This window comes from Mycoplasma sp. 5912 (assembly GCF_054353835.1).
In genome coordinates, this window is record NZ_JBTHHI010000003.1 from 91,671 (window position 1) to 111,140 (window position 19,470).

General features: G+C 29.6%; 11 protein-coding genes. 9 read left to right on the forward strand and 2 right to left on the reverse strand.

The features are described 5' to 3' along the window. Position 1: 1 nt before the first annotated feature. Entirely contained in the window at positions 2-5,509 is a 5,508-nt protein-coding gene (locus ACXYRP_RS01575) for a PDxFFG protein (protein WP_458615082.1), read from the reverse strand. Positions 5,510-5,802: 293 nt separating this feature from the next. Beyond that, entirely contained in the window at positions 5,803-6,783 is a 981-nt protein-coding gene (locus ACXYRP_RS01580) for a ribose-phosphate pyrophosphokinase (RefSeq protein ID WP_458614057.1), read from the reverse strand. Positions 6,784-6,984: 201 nt separating this feature from the next. Between ACXYRP_RS01580 and ACXYRP_RS01585 the strand changes: the two genes are divergently transcribed. The 9 genes from ACXYRP_RS01585 to ACXYRP_RS01625 all read left to right on the forward strand — a co-directional run bounded on the left by ACXYRP_RS01585 (position 6,985) and on the right by ACXYRP_RS01625 (position 19,412). Continuing rightward, a complete protein-coding gene (locus ACXYRP_RS01585) occupies positions 6,985-7,662 on the forward strand; it encodes a hypothetical protein (protein WP_458615083.1) in 678 nt (225 codons plus the stop codon). 41 nt (positions 7,663-7,703) lie between these two features. After that, on the forward strand, positions 7,704-9,560 hold the full coding sequence (locus ACXYRP_RS01590; RefSeq protein WP_458615084.1) for an alpha-amylase family glycosyl hydrolase: 1,857 nt from the start codon (positions 7,704-7,706) through the stop codon (positions 9,558-9,560). Positions 9,561-9,873: 313 nt separating this feature from the next. Beyond that, the gene (locus ACXYRP_RS01595; RefSeq protein ID WP_458614623.1) at positions 9,874-10,317 is read left to right on the forward strand and encodes a hypothetical protein; all 444 of its coding nucleotides are present in this window, start codon (positions 9,874-9,876) and stop codon (positions 10,315-10,317) included. Positions 10,318-10,356: 39 nt separating this feature from the next. Then, positions 10,357-12,846, forward strand: coding sequence for a hypothetical protein (locus ACXYRP_RS01600; protein WP_458615085.1), 2,490 nt, complete (start codon positions 10,357-10,359; stop codon positions 12,844-12,846). Between the two features lie 12 nt (positions 12,847-12,858). Beyond that, the gene (locus ACXYRP_RS01605) at positions 12,859-13,377 is read left to right on the forward strand and encodes a hypothetical protein (protein WP_458607454.1); all 519 of its coding nucleotides are present in this window, start codon (positions 12,859-12,861) and stop codon (positions 13,375-13,377) included. Positions 13,378-13,380: 3 nt separating this feature from the next. Then, positions 13,381-16,563, forward strand: coding sequence for a carbohydrate ABC transporter permease (locus ACXYRP_RS01610; RefSeq protein ID WP_458615086.1), 3,183 nt, complete (start codon positions 13,381-13,383; stop codon positions 16,561-16,563). Beyond that, entirely contained in the window at positions 16,563-17,522 is a 960-nt protein-coding gene (locus tag ACXYRP_RS01615) for a sugar ABC transporter permease (protein WP_458614627.1), read from the forward strand. Before ACXYRP_RS01610 ends, ACXYRP_RS01615 begins: the two co-directional genes overlap by 1 nt. After that, a complete protein-coding gene (locus tag ACXYRP_RS01620) occupies positions 17,503-18,744 on the forward strand; it encodes an ABC transporter ATP-binding protein (RefSeq protein ID WP_458615087.1) in 1,242 nt (413 codons plus the stop codon). The genes ACXYRP_RS01615 and ACXYRP_RS01620 overlap by 20 nt, the downstream gene beginning before the upstream one ends. Further along, positions 18,744-19,412 (forward strand): hypothetical protein, encoded by a 669-nt coding sequence (locus ACXYRP_RS01625; protein ID WP_458615088.1) that lies wholly within the window; start codon positions 18,744-18,746, stop codon positions 19,410-19,412. The genes ACXYRP_RS01620 and ACXYRP_RS01625 overlap by 1 nt, the downstream gene beginning before the upstream one ends. Positions 19,413-19,470 lie beyond the last annotated feature (58 nt).

Genomic DNA, 19,470 nt, shown 5'->3' on the forward strand with positions numbered 1-19,470 from the left:
CCTATCCTGTTATGTTAAATTGGTAATCAATCTTTATTATTGCTTTACCTTTATCTTGTGTTTTTGAATCTTCATTATGTCTTATAGTTACTGATGCTTGTGTACCTGTTTTTCCGTTTTCTGCTAATTGAGTTACATCACCTAAGGTAAAATCGGAAACAACTTTATTATTTTCATCTACAAATTGAATGTAGTATTGATGCTTTGGTAATAATAAGGTATTACGGTATTTAGCCATAACTCCAAAATCAGATATTCATGAAGTATATCCTTCATCTTCTACTCTAACCTTAGAACTTGCATCACCTTGTTGTTTGAGATAAAAGACGTTGTTTGTTCCTTTAATATTAATTGGTAAGAATTTTTGCTCACCTGTTTCAACATCTGTAAAACGAAGTTGTTTTATCTTTTTAGCATCTTCGTTAGAAACATATCCGTATAATGCTAATGAATCAATACGTTTATTTCTAAAGATACCCGCTACAGTTCTCTCTCCGATACCAAAATTACGTAATTGTGAAATAAAGAAAGCTCTCGGACGTGATTTAATTGGTTGATTTTTAAAGTCCTTTAGACGGATGTCATCATCCATAATTTCTTTTCCATTATCATCATAAAGTTGCATTCCAATAGCGACTTTTTGATAGCGATCTTGGAAGTAACCGTTGCTTTTGGTTATAAGTTTTCCAAAATATGATGAGGATCTATCCTCGTTTCTTCCGTTTGAATCTGAAACATCAGATAATTTACCTTTATATACACCAATTACTTTTTCGTATGTATCTTGTAGTTGCTTGTCTTGCTCTTCAAATAATTTAGCAATTTCTTCATTAAGTTTCTTGTTAGCTTCTTGTAATTGATTTTTAGATGCTATATTAGTTGCTTTTTCAGATTCTAATTGCTTCTTTTGCTCATCCGTGATTTGAGTTTTCAATTCCTTATCAATTTGTGCATTTCGATTATCGAGTTTTTGTATTTCAATTTGGTTTTCTGATGCTAATGATTCTTTGATTTGACGATCTAATGAATTTTTAAAGTAAATATCCTTGGTTTGATTAAATAATTTATCAAATGCTTCTGCTCTAACTGCATCAAAACTTGCATTAATAATATTTGAATAACTATTTTTATGTTCATTTCAAATTTTTAACTTAGTTGCATCAATTACATAATCTTGTCCTGTATATGCTTCGTTTGCATTAGTTAAGTATGTAGGCAAGTTACCAAAATCAGCTGTGGCAGGGACATATGTAGTTTGCACATAATCACGAGTTAAAGTTTCTGGAATTGAATATATATAGTCAGTAAATTTATCATTTAACAAGTTTTCAACACGTGTAGAATTATATTCAAGAATATCAGAAGAAGGATATCCATTGTTAAATACAGTATAAACCGCTCTTCTTAGGTATCAAATGCGATCATTATCACGATAACCTTGTCCTAAGTAAGTAATGATATTACCTACAAATTGATATAAGTCTTGTGTATTAGTAAATTCTAGTATCTTAGCAGCAGAATCTTTACCTACAATGCCAGTTATATAATCAGAGAATATTTTTTGCAACTCTAGTGCATCATATGATGTACGTTCTTGTGTTGGTGTGATAAGTTCATTATCAACCATAAATTTTTTATCAAAGTAAAAGCTGTCTGTAAAAGTATTACTTAAAATATCGATTCCGTATTTAGATGAAAAAATTGCTTGATTTTCTTTTAACTGAGTTGCTGGATTAAAGTCTGTAACTGTTCAGAAATAATCTGAATTTCTAAATCTTAACATTAATTCATTTGCAAGTTCTTGATCGCTTGCTGCTGCAATTCTTGATTTATTTTCTGCTGATTCATCTGAAGTTGCTACTGTTGCTTTAAATGCATCAAAATCAAATTTAGTTTTTACGTAATCAACATCTCAATTAAATTTAATTACGGGAGCACCGTCTTTAACAGTTAATGGTTCTAATGATGCTTTAGAATAATCAATCGATGTAAATTCAATAAATTTTTCGAAATTATCAAATGCTGCTGTTGTTTCACTTTGATTTCCATTTTTAACTGTTGCTAAAAACTCTTTATTAAATGAGTTGTATAAATTATAGTTTTTTACAGTATTTTTATTAAAGTTGACAAATGCTATTTTTTTAACAAGAGCAGAAAAACTTCTAGGATTACGAATTATGCTTTGGAAGGTATCTTTTGAAACAACATTACCATCTGCATCGATCCCAGCTAAGAATGGAACAAATTTTTTGTCTTGATCAATGTTATATAAACCAAAACCACTAAACATTATTCCATAAGCCGGGTTCATTTGTGGACGACCACTAGCATTGTTATCACTGTTAAACTGTCTTGCATATGGTCATAAATCAGATTGCCCATTTTCATCTGGATTATAAAGGACTTTATCTGAAAAATGATTGTTTAGTATTAACGGGAATGTATATCCTTTTTGAATTTTTCCATCTTTAACAAAAGCAAAAACATTCAACAATTGAGCATAATATCCATCTTGAAATTGTGAACCTCTATTTTGGTTTTCCAAAATAAATCCTACATATGTATCAATTATTTCACTGAGGTTTGTGTATAAATCACCTTTATCTGTTAATGCTGTATATTCTAATGCGCGACGGGTTCCTGGTCGTTTTGTGTTATTTTGGTAAATTTGATCGATTCTGTTTGAATCTGCATCTAATTCAACTGCATCTGAACGGTATTTTAAAGAATCAACAAATCCGTTATCTGTAAAATTGGTTCCTTGAAGCAATGTTTTACGAATTGGACCAATTACACCACCAAAATCTGTATCACGGGTGTTTCAACCTGAATCTGCAAAACGGGTAATTAATAAACTCTCAATTGTACTCTTAATAATATTTGTTTGTTCACTTATATAATCAAGACTTTTTTCATCAAGTGGTTCATTTAACGGAACATTAATTGCTGGTTTTCCATCTTTATCAAAGACATTAATTTTGGTTGCTATAGTAGCGCCATTTGCATCTTTTTGTGTTTCAACTACTGAAATTGTTATTGAATTTGGGGAAGCAATTTTAATCACATCTTTAAGTGATTTTCCTAAACCATCTCTTATATTTTCAACAATATCAGAGATTGCTACTTCTTTAAAAACATAAACATCTTTTCCGTCTATTTGTTTTTTCTCAAAAGTTTTGCTTACACCCTCGATAAATGGATTTAATGTACCTGAATTTTCATCAAATGAATTAGCTATAAATAAATCACCTAATCTTGCTCCACGTAATTTTGCAGCTTCTTGCATTCCTTTAAAGTCTTGTAAAAATCTACGATCTTTTTCTTCCAAAACACTGAACACATCACTGTTTGGAATTGGGTTTCCTCAAATTTGCTTGTCTGTTTCACGAACAAATTTTCCGTTTTTATCTTTAAATAAGAAGCGAATGTATTGTCCTGTTGTATCAGTATCTTCAGTTTGTTGCCCTAACGCGTTAACACGAACAAAATCTAAATTAGTACGTGCATTTAAATAATTGCGCAATGATTTTGCTGAATAATAAGATGTCTCAGTTAAACCACCACGAGTAGAAATCCCTCCAACAACAACGGCATTACTGTCTTGATTAAGTGCTTGTGATTGGTCAAGTGTATAATGGTGTCCATATTCATGGGTTGCAACATATTTTAAGAAGTCAGTTGATATCCCTTCGTAATTATCTATTGTAGCAGAAAGCAATAATGGCAATCCTATACGATCGCTATCACGTAATCCATAATAGTCACCTTCGACTAATTTATAATCATAAAATCCTTGATCGTTAATTGTTCTTTGGATATGTGGTCCATTTAGTTTTTTTGCTAATTGTGGAAACTTTTTAAGAACTTTATCAACTAAACCGGTATATACTTCGTTATAAATTTGATATTTACGAGTCGATAATCCTCTAAGAGGTCTACCATTTTTATCAACGATGCTAATATCTTCTGGGCCTGATTTAATTGAAATTGGATTAATTGAACCTTTGTACCCTACTGCATCTTTAAATTGTTCGAATAATTTATTTTCGGCATCACTCATATGCATCGCATCAAAAGTGATAATTAGTGGAATATTTGTATTAGTGTTTTCTAATGTAATTTCAAGACGTTTATTTTTAACATCAATTGATTTAACTTTAAATTCACGTAAACGATTTTTGCTTTCCTGGGGAACTTTGCTTCAGTCACGCAATGAATCAATCGAATTCATCGCTTCGACTTTTGATGCATATGCAGATAAATTAGCATTTTCATCAGCATAAATTCAAAGTGTTTGTCCTTCATATGCTTTAACATCAAAAAAATCTAAAAAATGTTTTAATTTTGGATCTAAAATAGCCTTAAATGTTTTGTAATTTAATTCAAAATATGGATCGATTTCGTTTTCTGCTGCTGCATAGACAAATTTTGCATCTTTACCATCTGCATCCTTATAAGAAAATTCGATACTTAATATTCGATTATCACTATTATTCGGTTTAGATGATGTTACTTTTGTAACTTTTGCATCAACTAATGAATCATAAGTTATTTTCGGGGCATCTGAATGCCCTGAACTATCAGATGTTGGTAAATTAACATCCTTGGTTTCTAATGTAAATGTATATGCTGTGAGATCTTTTGGTAAAATCAATGTATCTTCTAAACGTGTAGTTTTTGGAATAAAGATTTTAAAGGTTTCTCCTAATAATCTGTTTGGATTATAAAGCGATAAAAATGGTAGATTATTTGCTGAACGAGAATTTTTTATCGCAGAAGCAAGTGGAATGGTTGCTAAAAAGTTATCAACAGTAACTTTATCTTGTTGATCTTTAAATGTTGCATATGTAAGTGAATCGGTTCGGTTTCCCGCTCCACCTATTACTGAGTAAACTGGCATCGAACCAAAGAATGCATCAGGGAAGAATTTGATTTCGCTTACTTCTTTATGTAAAGTAGAATGCGATCCTAATGTAATCGCATTTCCGTTTTGTTCTACTCCTGGTACCAATCTAAAACTATCCAAGGTTAATAAATCTGGTCCTCATGCAACATTATTAATAAATCACTTGCTAAAGTCGATAAATTTATCTGGCTTTACTGCTAAAACATATTCATCATAAAATGTAAATGAACCATATTTAACTGCTAAGATAAAACTTTCATTGTATCTTTTATAGTACTCATTAAAAAAGTCTTCAAATGAATAAAGTTTGCTTTTGTTATCATTGAATCCAAATGATTTATAGTCAGGTGAAATAAATCCAACTGCATTTTCTTTTGACGGATCAGCGATAAAGATTTCAGGTGTTAATTCATGATTTTCATTATATAACTTAGAAAAATCGTTTTTCAGTTCTTCTTTACTTACAGGCAGCGATGAACCTCGCACCTCATCTGAGTTATTTGCATATCCATACATTGCTGCTACAGTTATAGCAGATGTAAATGTTATTATGCTGGCTGAAAGTAAAACTTTTGCTTTTAAACTAAGTTTTAGTTTTTTCATACTTCCTTTCTTTTTATAAGTTGGTTTGAATAAATATTCTATATAATTTTACCATAATTTTTCATATTTATATATTTATTGTGTTTTTAAAGGGTGCTATATATCATATGTTTTGAGCATTTTTAACATTTTTTAATAATTTTTTAAAATAATTTTGTTTTTAAGTAATTATTTACATTATTTTCTTGTAATTTGTTTTTATCAGCATAAAATTTGTAATATCATAAAATGTAAATTTTTGCTGATAAACTGTAATATAAAAAAAACACACAAAAGTGTGTTATGGATGCTAATTAACTTGATATTTCTTTTTCATAACTGCGGTAAATTTCTGAAACACTTTCCCCAACTAATGATGCATTAATTACTTTACCTAAAAATTCACCAAGTGAAACAATTTGCAATTTCAAGAACTTGTCTAACATTTCATAATTATCTATACTGTCTGTTACAATTACTTTAGAAACATCAGGATGATTTTCAAAAACTTCAAAACCCTTGGTAAAAATTCCGTGTGTTGCAGCAACTATAACTTTTTTAGCACCATTTGCTTTTAAAGTTTCAACTGCTTTTAAAATAGTTCCACCAGTATCGATGATATCATCAATTATTACAACATTTTTATCTTTTACACTACCTAAAATCCCCATTACTTCTGTTTGATTTACACCAGTGCGGCGCTTATCAATGATACATATTTGCACACTTTCTGCGATTAATTCAGCTAATCTACGCGCGCGCACAGTTCCACCATGATCGGGAGAAACAACTGTAAATTTTTCACCTGTTGCTTTTAATGCCTTTGCGATTGGATATTGTCCCCTTAAATCATCAACTGGTTTATCAAAGAAACCTTGAATTGAAGGATTGTGTAAATCCACACAAATTACTCTAGAAACACCTGCTGTTTGCAACAAATCAGCAACTAATTTGGCTGTAATAGGTTGTCTTCCACGAGCCTTGCGATCTTGACGGGCATATCCATAGTAACTTAAGCATACATTAATTGTTTTAGCACTAGCACGTTTCAACGAATCAATAAACATCAAAAGTTCCATAATATTATCATTTACAGGTCTTGATGTGCTTGCGATTATATAAACATCCTTATTTCTTACAGTTGGAGTCGAAACCAACATAACTTCACCATCAGCATATACAGTTCGTTCTACATTAGAAAGTGGTATATTAATAATTTCTGAAACTTTTTGAGCAAGTTTAAGCGAATTATGCATACCAAACAAAACAATATTATTATCCATTTTTCCTTTCATTATAATTTTACCTTATTTATATTTTAAACTAAAAGATAATTAAATATTGTGTTTTGTGTATTATATGGTGTAAACATTACCAGATAATTAGAAAAATTATGAAATTTATAATAACTTGATATATCAAAGCAAAAAATTTAATAATGTGATAGATAAGTATATATAAAATAAAAATGTATAATAATAAATATAAGGAATATAATGACAGACAAAAAGAAAAGTAATATTATGAAAAATGTGCTTATTGGTTCATGATTTATCTTAGGTGCTGCTGGTGTTTCAGCTGCTATAGCAATACCGACACATAATTTAAAATATGTACAATCGTTTCCTGATGATGTAAGCAAATTACGTCAAACATATAAGCAGTTTTTAGATACTAAAATCAGTATAATTAATAGTAATCCAAAAGATACTGATTGAGCATTAAGTTTTGACACAAGAGTAAAAGTTTTTTATGATGATAAAAACCTTACTAATGATCAAAAAATAGCTAAACTTGATGCTTTATTAAAAGAACTAAACGATGGATTTATTGAAAGAAGTAAGAAGAAAAGTTTGGATTACATTGATAAAATCGGTAAATTACAACTACACGAAAATGCTTCTAACACTTTAAAAAGTTTTCAAAAAAGCATTGTAAATTTTTATAGAAACGAAATTCATAAAGCAACTTCTTTAAAATTAATTAATAATGCATATTTCGAATCATCATCAATGCAACAAATCCTAAAAAACCTTGATATCCTTGAAAAGAACAACAAAATTTCATCTGAAAAACTTAATGAATTGATATCAAATTGACAAAAAAATAAAGGTAATTTCGATAAAGTTGAAGTATTAAGAAAAGATATCTTAAATCTTGCTAAAGGAAGTTAAAATCTACTTTATAGTAGATTTTTTATGCTAATGGAGTAAATATGAGACATAGATGGTGAATAAAAAAATTTTTATTTTTAACATCAACTGCATTTATTGCAACTGCTATTTCATGCAGTCAACAAAATGATGATGTATCAACTGTTAAAAGATTAAAAGGGTGAGGAAATGATGAATTTGTCGCTGAAAACCAAAAAAGTTTGAATAACTTAAGCTACCAAGATGAATATCAAAATGCAAAATTTCAAGCTCCATTTATCGCTAAAGCAAAATCGAATGTAATGTATCAGTTAACTGTATATTCGTTTGCTGATGGAAATGATGATGGAATTGGTGATTTTATTGGTTTAACTAATAATTTGGATTACTTCGTGAATCTAGGAATAGACACTTTATATCTATCACCAATTCATCCGTCTTCATCATATCATGGATATGATGTTATCGATTATACTGCTGTTGCTCCTGAACTTGGTGGAATGCAAGCTTTTGATAATTTTATAACTAAGGCACACAAAAAAGGAATTAAAGTTGTTTTAGATATGGTTTTAAATCATACATCTTATGAACATCCTTGGTTTCAAAAAGCTTTAGTTGGAGATAAAAAATATCAAAAATATTATTATTTTTATGACAACAAACCAATAAACGATAAAGATTATGGTGAAGATAAAGATGTAAGAAAAATCTTTAAAAATATTAATTATCATCAAAACCCAAAACCTGATACAAATCTAAGATATGCAGCAAAATTCTGAAAAGGGATGCCTGATCTAAATTTAACTAATCCGGATGTTTTAAAAGAAATAGAATACATTCATAAATTCTGAATCAAAAAAGGTGTCGATGGTTTTCGCTATGATGCTTTTTACCATTATTTTGGAAGTGAAAATTCACATAAACCAACCGATAGTGATGGATCAAAAACATCACAATTATTCTTTGATTGACGTGATGCATCTGATAAAGAAATTAAGCAAGCTATAGAAAATAATGTTGCTCGTTCTGATAAAGAAGTATTAATGTTCGGGGAATGATGAAAAAGTGTTTATGATGCATCAAAATATTTAATGTATGGAAGGTCGAATTATAAAGCTCTTGGTAGTGTCTTAGATGGAAAACATTATAAATATCAAATACATCCGTTTATTAATTCTGATGAGGAAAAAAACTTAATCAATTATCTTAACAGCGATGAAGGTATGAGTTATTGATTACCGTTTTTAGATAACCATGATATCGATCGTTGAATAGCAAATTATAAAAAAAATGTAACAAAATCACCGTTAGGAACACCACATAAACTTAACGATAAAGAAAGAGCAGGTTATTTAGCGGCATTATTTTCTTTGCTTTCTCGTGGTGGAACACCTATTTTATATGACGGAAATGAAATATTAATGCAAGGTGGAGATAAAAGTAAAGGTGATGATAAAATTCGTGAAGCATATTGATGAAAAGATTTGCACAAAAGAGTTTATTTTAAGGATGAAAGATCAGGAAGTGATATTATTCAAACACAGGATTCAAAAGGCGAAGGATATGTTGAATCATTAGTTTCTGATAAAAACGGTGCATATGTATTAGTTTCAAAATTAATCCATTTACGCGAGCAATATCCATCACTTAAAGATCAAGATATAAAATATATTAAGAAACCATCAGACATTATCGAAAATGCATCAAATTATCCTAATAATTTAACCTTAAGAGATAACCAAGATGGAAGTTATTTATTAGTTGTATATAGTGACAATTTAGGTAGTTTTGAGATTAACCTAAAAGATGGATATAAATTTGATAAGGATTTAATCAATCAAAGTTTTCAAATGAGTGAAAAATCATTGAAAAGCAATTCACACATAAAAGTCGGAGTGTTTTTGATTAAAAAACAATAAAATTTCTGTTTATAATATAAATAACCTTGAAATATATTATTATTACACGAGATAAAAATACACTTTTGTTGCTTATATATGAGCTAAAAAGTGTATTTTTCTTTATTATTAACTTTATTAAAAATCAATAATAACTCTTCAACAAAACCAATTTATTTACAAAAAAATAAAATTGTTTTGTCATAATCTATCTATAAATAAGCAAATTATGGAACAACTATCTTGACATATCAAGTTATCAAAGGAATTAATATCATATTTTCACAATTATTATGTGTTTTTTGTATTGCTATATTATAATTTAATCAGGATTATGAAGAAAAATATACATTTTTCAAAACCACCATTTAAAACTCGTTTTAGGTGGTTTTGAGTAGGTAAATTACCTCTTGAACGCAAATATACTCCAAAAATCCTAGAATATTTATTTTTACTCTTTGCAAACATTGTCGTACTTATTATAGAAATTATTTTTATCCAAATTATTATCAATCTCAGTAAATCTCCTAATGTTTTTAATGTTGAACTTTTCAAAACCTTGCAAAATTATTGAGTACGTATAATGCTTGCTGTATTAGTAATAAATTATTTAGCGATTGCTTTAATAACTATTCATGTAATTTATATAATGTCAAAAACAGAATTTAATCACTGGATAGGTTATGTTGCTTGTATAAGTGGTTTGTTATTACTCTCACCAATTTGTATTATTTTTTCTTTTATTGCATATCAAAAAAATGAAATTGCATTTGAATAATCCTGTAATTACTTAACAATAGATAAGGAATATTGAAATATGAAAATAAAAAAAGCATTAGTTTATACAGGTGGATTATTATCGCTTGGAGCAGCAGGAGTTGCTGTTTCTTGTGGGACAAGTGGTTCATCACAACAAGACACCGGAAAAGGTTCTAAGAAAATTTACATTGCTGTGGATGGAGCACAAAAGAACTTTTACAATGAAGTTAAAAAACTTTTTGATGCTTCTGATTCACATACAAAAGATGGATTTACTCTTGAATTTATTCAAAAAGGTGTTTTTGATGCATTAAATCTTGGTACACAAGGATTAAACGACCCGACAGTTCCTGATATTTTCTATTTACCTCAAGACCGTGTTACAGAATTTGCACAAAATAATTATTTAGCTGACTTAGATACTTTCTTCGGAGACAAAGTAAATGATACACCAAAAGTATTAGATGATTTAAATAAAGTTGTATCACTTCCTGATGACCAAAAAGCAGATATTGTTAAATTTGGAACTATCAACGGTACACAAGATCAGAAACCTACACATAAATTTTTAGCGGTTCGTCATAACAAAGAAGGTTTAATTCTAGCTTCAAATAAAAATGAAGCGGATACAAGAGTTGAACTTTCAAATAAAGATACTGACACATTGAAAGAATTAGTTGAAAAAGGTAAATTAGTCTTAAGATTACAAGACTTTTGATATGGTAACGGTATTTTATATGGTGGGATCAAAAAAGCATGAGATTCATACACAGAAGCGCAACAACGTGAATTAGGTGGAGATTCATTATCTCAATCATTCTTCCAAAAGAACTTATACAAAAATAATGAAGGACAAGTTTCTTCATGATTTGTAAAAGGTGATAAATGACATGGATTACTTAAAGATGGATTAAAAGAAGTTGCTAATGTTTTATATCCAATTATTCATGCAGCTTACGGAATGACACCAGAGGCATACAAAGAAACCGTTTGAGCTAAAAACGGATTAAGTCAAGGTGACTTGCAAGCAATGTACGGAAGCGATATGGGTGTTGTTAACCAAACTATTTTTAGTGCAATGAAAGATAAAAAACTTGACTATGCATTAATTGGGACATGAGATGTTCAAAACTCAAGAGATGCAGCAAATGCACTATCATTCTTCAATGTAGTTCCTGTTGATGATGGAGCTCCATACATTCAGGCAGCCGGTGGTTGAGGTTATGGTATTTCTTCAAGAAACAACGGATCATCACCTGAAAGAAAGAAAGCACTTGAAGAAGTTTTAAAAGCAGCATTTAATTTCGATTCATACTATCAATACTTTAAACAAGATTCTAAAATACCTTATTCAGAAGCTCTATTCTCTAGAATGTCAGATAGAATCAAATCAGATAATACATCAGAAGAAACTAAGATACAAAATTTTGCAAAAAATTTAGGTTATGCTGATTTCAACGAACTTAACAGTAAACTAGCAACCGTTTTAAGTGAGCTTAATGAATTAAAAGGAAGCTACGGAAAATGAGGTTTATGAGAATCAAAGGCTGATGAAAACAATCCTATCGCAGATGCTAACCAAGTTTCAAAAGATAAGATGAAAATTACATTCAATGGTTCAACCGAAACAAAAGCAAAAGTTGATGAACTAAATAATTCTTTGGTAAATGCATTGCCACTCAGAAATACACTTGCTGGATTAATGGGATTCACAACTAAATGAAGCGATGAATTAGTTGGTAGCACACCTGCACAACCATGACAGCTTGGTGCAGACAAGATGAAAGCAGGAGCATTTGCTACCTTAACAAACAAGGATAAGTTTGGAAATCTAGGTTTTGTTGATATGGTTCAAGATAAACCAGATGAAAATGGTAACAACGGAACATTCCACTTAAGAAAAATTGAACAATTTATTTTTGGTGTCAATGGAGATGACAATGGTCAAAAAGCCGCTTTAATTGCAAAGATTCAACAAGCGATAAAAGACAATAAACTCCAAGAATTTGAAGATCAAGTATTTGCTCGTGCAAAATTCTTCTCTAATACTGCTGCTCCTGCAACTGTTTCTGATGAACAAATCCGTAAAATTGTAAAACTTTATTTAGCTGGATTTGAAAATTTTGCTAAGATTTCAACTTTTGCTGATGATTTTATGTCATCTATGATGCAAAAGAAAGATGGAACATTATCTGATGTTACCATTGCTACCACTAAAAATAACATTGATGAATACAATAAATCAATTTCTGTAAACTTTGTGTTTAATGTTCTAACATCAAGCAAAAAACTTCAAGAACAAGGATTAGGTATTCTACAAGTACAACCAACCAGATTTGATAACTCTAATCCAAACCTAAAAACTGTTTGATCAAATTGAAACGATAAAACTTTTGGTTCAGCAGAATGATACAGATCATTAGGTGATAAACTTCAAACACAAGATAAGTTTTTAAGTGCAATGGAAGATAAATTATCAGCTGATTATACTGAAACACTTAATGCAATAAATTCTGGTAACTTACCAGTTAGAGTAGTATTCAAATAATAAGTAAGCTAAATGTACAGTTATACTAAATATAAAATAAATATCGAAAAAAAACAGTTTTATATTTTATTAACACTATTAGCACTGCTTACAGCAGTGCTTCTTATATGGGTATTAATTCCATTCGGATATGGAATTAATACTGAATCGGTGCCTATTGAAATAAGAAGTGATGCAGATAAATTGAGCGAATTTGCAAAAAATCAAGCCATCGCAACATTAGTTGCTTATATTGCAAATACCTTAGTTTTAGTTTTCTTTTTGATTTATTTACTACTTTTAAGAAGCAAATTGAAAGCAGGATATATCTTTTTTACATGTTGGATTATTGTTTTTATTTTACTTACAGGTCTACCTTTTTTTAGGGGAACATCTTATATGAGTAACTTTCAAATAATAACAGGTGCATTTATATCTATTTTCTCTTTTTCAACTGTTATTGCTTTATTTACATTCAGTATGCAATATCATATTCAAAGAAAACTTCATTATTATGAATGGGTTAAAATACACAAAGGAAAGGCAAGGTAATTTATGGAAAAATTAAAGCTGTACAACTGATACGGTGAATCATTCGATTCAATATTACCTCAGAGTGCCGGCAATCTTAAATCCTATAAAAAACAGATTAAAAATGTCTTCTTAAGAACACAAGATCGTATTAATAACCAACAAAAAATAGACAAAGATTTGTTCTTACGAGCAAGGACAAAACTACAAGACAACCTAAAACGCGAATTAAATTCGCACAAAGTTGCTTACAAAAACAAGATAATAGTTCTTAAAGATTCTATTAAGAAATTATCCTTTTGTACCTCTTCGATTTCTTTGATAAATTTTGAACTTAAAAAAATTAATGCACAACTAAAAGACATTAAATCATATGCAAAAGATTTTGTTTATTCATTAACAAAATCTGCTGATGATTTAGAAATTAAAGTTGAAAGTATTAAAAAACTACAGACTTCAACTCGTCTTTCAGAAGTGCAAACATTTAAAAAATACACTATCTTTTCTATTCTTAAACTTTATCTAAAACATGTTAAAGATACAGAATTTGATATCGAAAAAATACATAATTTATTGCTACCTAACGAACTTGCATATATCCAAAAATTAGGAGATTCAGCAAAAATATTCTTTAAAAACTTCTACGAAAGTCTAGAAAAACAAAGATTAAGTTTATTTGCTCGTCGTCAAGAATTAAAACGTCAATATGAATCTACATATGCTTTACAAAAAGAGTTATACACAAAGGAAAAAGAAAATATCATTCTTGAAAACAGACAAAAAATCTTACAAATCGAATATGAATACACAAGTAAGCTGCAAGAACGAAAAAGTCAAGCTAAACAACAAAAGCTGCTTTCGTTAGAAAAAATAAAGCAACAACAAGAAAAAATTTTATCAGTTGAAGTTGCTAATAAAGCGGTTGTTAAAGAAATTGTCGATAAATCAAATTTAGAAGTTATAAAAATTAAGCAATGATATAAATCTATTAAACCGTTTTTTAAAGAACGGGCAATATTGCAAAATTATAAAGACTTATATTCATTACTTTCAAAAAACCTTAATAACTTACCAAAAATTGATTTTAGCATTAAAAACCTAGATTTAAAAGGTTTAAAAGCTAAAAATAACAAAATTCTTAATATTCTTAACGCTTATCAAGCAACCAATGATTATCCTTTTATTAATATCGCTTTAAAAGAATATTTAAATTTTATTAATGTTCTAAGAGTACAAAATGAATTTTCAATATTATTAAAATCCGAATATAAAAATCTTCTTGCAAATGCAAAAGTTAAATATACATATGAAGGTGAGTTTCACAAGGTAGAATCAAAAGCATTAAGAGAAAAGTTTATTGATTATCGACTTACTCGCATTAAATATTGCGAAGAACGGATTAAATCAAAGGTTTCTTTATATAATCTTAAACACTTATCAAATCAAAGTCAAAACGGTTCTGAATCTACGAATCTAATGGCTGTAATTGATAATCTTATCCAAAAACTAAATAATAAAGATGTCAATCCAAATATTAATAAACAAGAAAAACCTATAACTGAATATCAAGCAGAGAAACAAGTTTTTGCTTCATCCAAAAAACTTTATAAGAAAACTTATAAAGAAAATATAGCAGCTTTAAAAGCAAAAATCAAGACAAAAGAAATTACTAAGGTAGCTTTCAAAAATAAGAAAATCGAATACAAAATCGACTATAAAGAGGCTGTTACAGAAGCAAAATTAAAATCAAAAGTTTTATCTAACAAAGAAATTTTGAAAACTTCATTTTGACGTGAATTTGCTGAAATGCGAGTTAATTCAAAAATTTATGATAGCAAAATTAATGAAGCACAAAAATCAATACCAATTGAAACAATGAAAAATTTCAGATGACTTGCTTTAGTGCTTGGATTTATTTTCCCTGGTCTTTCTGAATTATTGTTCTTTAAACAATACATAAAAGGAATTTTACTTAGTTTAGGAAGCATCTTTTTATGAGCACTAATTGTTCCATTTTCATTTGGTGCTTACTGAGATAAAATGGGTGGAATTCCTGGTTTTAGCGACTTAGGAGCAGGCAAATTTAACCATGCAGAAGGTATTTTAACAGATGCTCGGATATACTTATTTGGTGGTGTTATAAGTGTTATTTTGATGGTAATAGTCATAATATACTTTGCTACATCATCGCTTAGTAGTTATCGGGTAGCAAAAAACTTAGAATATGGTTCTCGTCCAAGTAAATGATCACATACCAAAAGATGAATTTCGACAGGTGGATATCCCTGAGTGATCTCTATTTTAGGTTGAGTATTAATGCTTTTTGTGGTAGCTACACCTATTATTACATCAGTACTTGTTTCATTTACTAACTATGGTTTTGAGCACTATGCTCCGGCACAAACTGTCAACTGAGTAGGGCTTAAAAACTGAGGATATTGATGAGTATTTCGTAACACTGGTATCTTTAGTGGTTTAGGACGTGTATTTTATTGAACAGCAATATGAACAGTATTTTCAACCTTTATCCCTATTTCACTTGGTATTATAATCGCAATTTTAACAAATAACCAACGCATTAAGTTTAAAAAAATATTTAGACTTATTTATATTTTACCATGAGCTATTCCAGCATTCGTTACTTTATCATTTCTTAGATCATCATTTCAAGGTGGTGAAGTTGGATACATTAACAAAATAATGTTATCAATCGGACTACTAAAGGAGCCACGTAACTGATTAGGTGAAATCGGGACTGCTCGTGTATTGGTAATTGTGGTGCAAACATGAATTGCTTATGCATTTATCTTTATGCTTGTAACTGGTAATTTACAATCTATACCAAAAGATATTTATGAAGCAGGTGCTGTTGATGGAGCAAAAGGAAGACAACTATTCTGACATCTTACCTTACCATCGCTTCTTATTTCAATTGCACCGATGCTAATTGGTCAATTTGTTGGAGCATTTAATAATTTCACTACAATTTCTATTTTCACTGGTGGTGGGCCAAACTTTGCTAAAGCATCTGCATTCAATGAAGCATCAACTGATATTATTATTTCATTTGTCTTCAAAATCGCACAAGGAGCAACCAACATCCCAGGTGACCAAGCATTTGCTGCTGCCTTAACAACCTTTGCTGCTCTTATTTCAATTGCTATTGGTGCAAGAGGGTTTATTAAAACTATGTCAAGGAGAGATTAATGTTCGAAAAATGAAAACGCAAAAGATTTTATCAACATACCTTTGATAAAGTAAAAGTTCCGTATAAAAAATTAACTCCTAGACGAATTAATTTTAACGAAACTGACACCAAACCTTTAACACCACTTGAAATATTCTGATTATTCTTTAACTACTTATTCTTAATCTTTTGAGCAATAATTATTCTCTTTCCAATAGTTTCATTAATTATTTCAGCATTCAATGTAAATAATGAGCGTGTAGTTGCTGTTGTTCCATTTAAATTTGGTTGAGACAACTTCTCTTACTTATTTACCAGTCCTCGTAGCGACTTTTTGATTTGGTATAAAAATACCATCATAATTGCTGTTTTAACTATGGTGATATCAACTGTCGCTGTGGCATTAAATGGTTATGCATATTCCAGATTTAAATTCGCTGGATCAAAAAATTCATTAATGATAATTATGATGTTACAACTGATTCCAGCAACAACTGCTATTATTTCGCTTTTCTTATTGGTTCGTTTGGGTAATAGCATTGGGATACCATCAATATTTATGTTAGTTATTATTTATTCTGGTGGAGCTATTTCAGCGAATACCTTTATGCTTAAGTCCTATTTAGATACCGTATCAAGCGAACTTGATGATTCAGGTAAAATCGATGGATGTAGCAACTGAGGATTATTCTTTAAAATTTTAGTCCCTGTTATTCGTCCTGCGCTTATTATGGTGGCTTTATGATCATTTTTAACACCATTTACTGATGTTATCTTACCTAAATTCGTACTTGCTGATTCAAAAGAAAAAACCTTAGCTGTTGGACTAGACCAATTCTTATCAGCTGAACCAAAACATGTTAATGCAGGAGCATATGCAGCTGGTTCGATTCTTGCCTCTATCCCTGCATTTGCATTATTTATGTACTTACAAAAATACATTGTCGGTGGTCTTTCAGATGGAGCCGTGAAAGGATAATATGTTTTTTAAAAAGAAAAAAGACACAAATAATTCTGTTGTAACAGAAGATAAATTAGATGATACAAGTGGTTTTGAAACCATCGATATTGACGCACTTGTTTCTGAAGTAGGTGAAATTTATGAATCAAGCAATGGTGCTGATATCAAATTAGTTAATATTTCAAAAAAATATGAAGGAAACGAAAAATATACACTTGAAAATATTAACTTAGATATTAAAGCTGGAACATTCTGCATCTTTTTAGGACCTTCAGGATGTGGAAAAACAACTTTATTAAGGATGATTGCTGGATTAAATTCAATTACTAAAGGTGATTTATTATTTAATAACAAAAGATATAACAACCTTTTACCTAATGAACGTAATATCGCAATGGTGTTTCAATCTTATGCTTTATACCCACATATGAATGTTTACAACAACATTTCATTCGGATTAAAAATCGCCCGCGAACGTAAAGATGTTATCGATCGTCGTGTTAAAGATGTTGCAAAAATTTTACGTATTGATGACTACCTTTACCGTAAGCCCCGTGATTTATCAGGAGGACAACGCCAACGTGTAGCTATTGGTCGTGCAATTGCTCGTAAACCACTTGTATTCTTGATGGATGAACCTCTTTCTAACTTGGATGCTAAATTACGCGAAAGTATGCGTCGCGAAATAGTTAACATTCATCGTATGTTAAATACCACAAGTATTTATGTTACTCATGACCAACTCGAAGCGATGACAATGGGTGATCAAATTGTTGTTTTTAACGATGGAAAAATCCAACAAAATGGAAAAGGTAAAGATTTATACTTTAGACCCGCTAATATTTTTGTTGCTAAATTTATTGGATCACCTACAATGAATACTTTTGATGCTGTATATAAAGATGATTTATTGGTATCAAAAGATCAAAAAATTCAAATTAAACTTGATACAGAAACAGCTGCATTATTAAAAGAAAACCAAAAGGTAGTTGCTGGTTTTCGTAGTGAGGACCTAAAAATAAGTTATTCCAATGCTGAAAACCGAGTGTTAGGTAAAATTGCAAATATTGAATTAATCGGTAAAGATCAATTAGTCACAGTGCGGATTAATGAAGATATTGAATTTATTGTTAATGCTTCTAACTCTGAAGAATTTGAATTATATTCACATGTATATGTTGAATTTATCGTATCTCGCATCCACTTATTTGATAGTCAAAGCGAAGAAAGAATTAACTAATGCATATGTATTTTGATACTAAAAACAACTATTTAGAACGTAAAATTTATTTAGCAATTATCTCTGTGTTTTTAGCAATTGTAATAATTTTGCAAGCAACCTTATACACTCGCTTTTATGCACAAATTCAACTTGAATATAACTACATTTTAAACAGCGATACAGCAGCCGGATTTACCCCTGCACAAGTTTATGCTAACTCACCTTCATATCAGTTAAAAGAAGTCTTTTGAAGTTTAAATTCAATCAGTATTTTTCTTTCATTGGTTGCTTTATTAACCTTGATTTATATGCAAGTTATGTTATATAAAAATAAATCAAATTCCGATAAAACATTTATTTACTTATTTGCTTTGATACCTGCTATCTTTATAGCTTTATTCTTTATAAATGCTTTACAACCAGATCAAACATTTAAAAATAATTACACACTTATTATAACTGATAATGCAAAATCATATACACCAATTCAAACAGGAGATTTACCTAGAATCAATTATACAACATCATGAATTGCGATGATTTTAGCATTTATATGTATTGTTTTAATAATAGTTGCTAAGAAAAGATACGGATTTGTTAAAAAAGATAAAATTTTAGCAACCAAAGCTCATGATACACAAAAGTTAAAAGTTGAAATTAATGCTTTATTAAACAATTCAAAATAATATTTACCAAGGGTTTCCTTGGTTTTTCTTAACCTGTCAAGTTTATACAAAAATTATT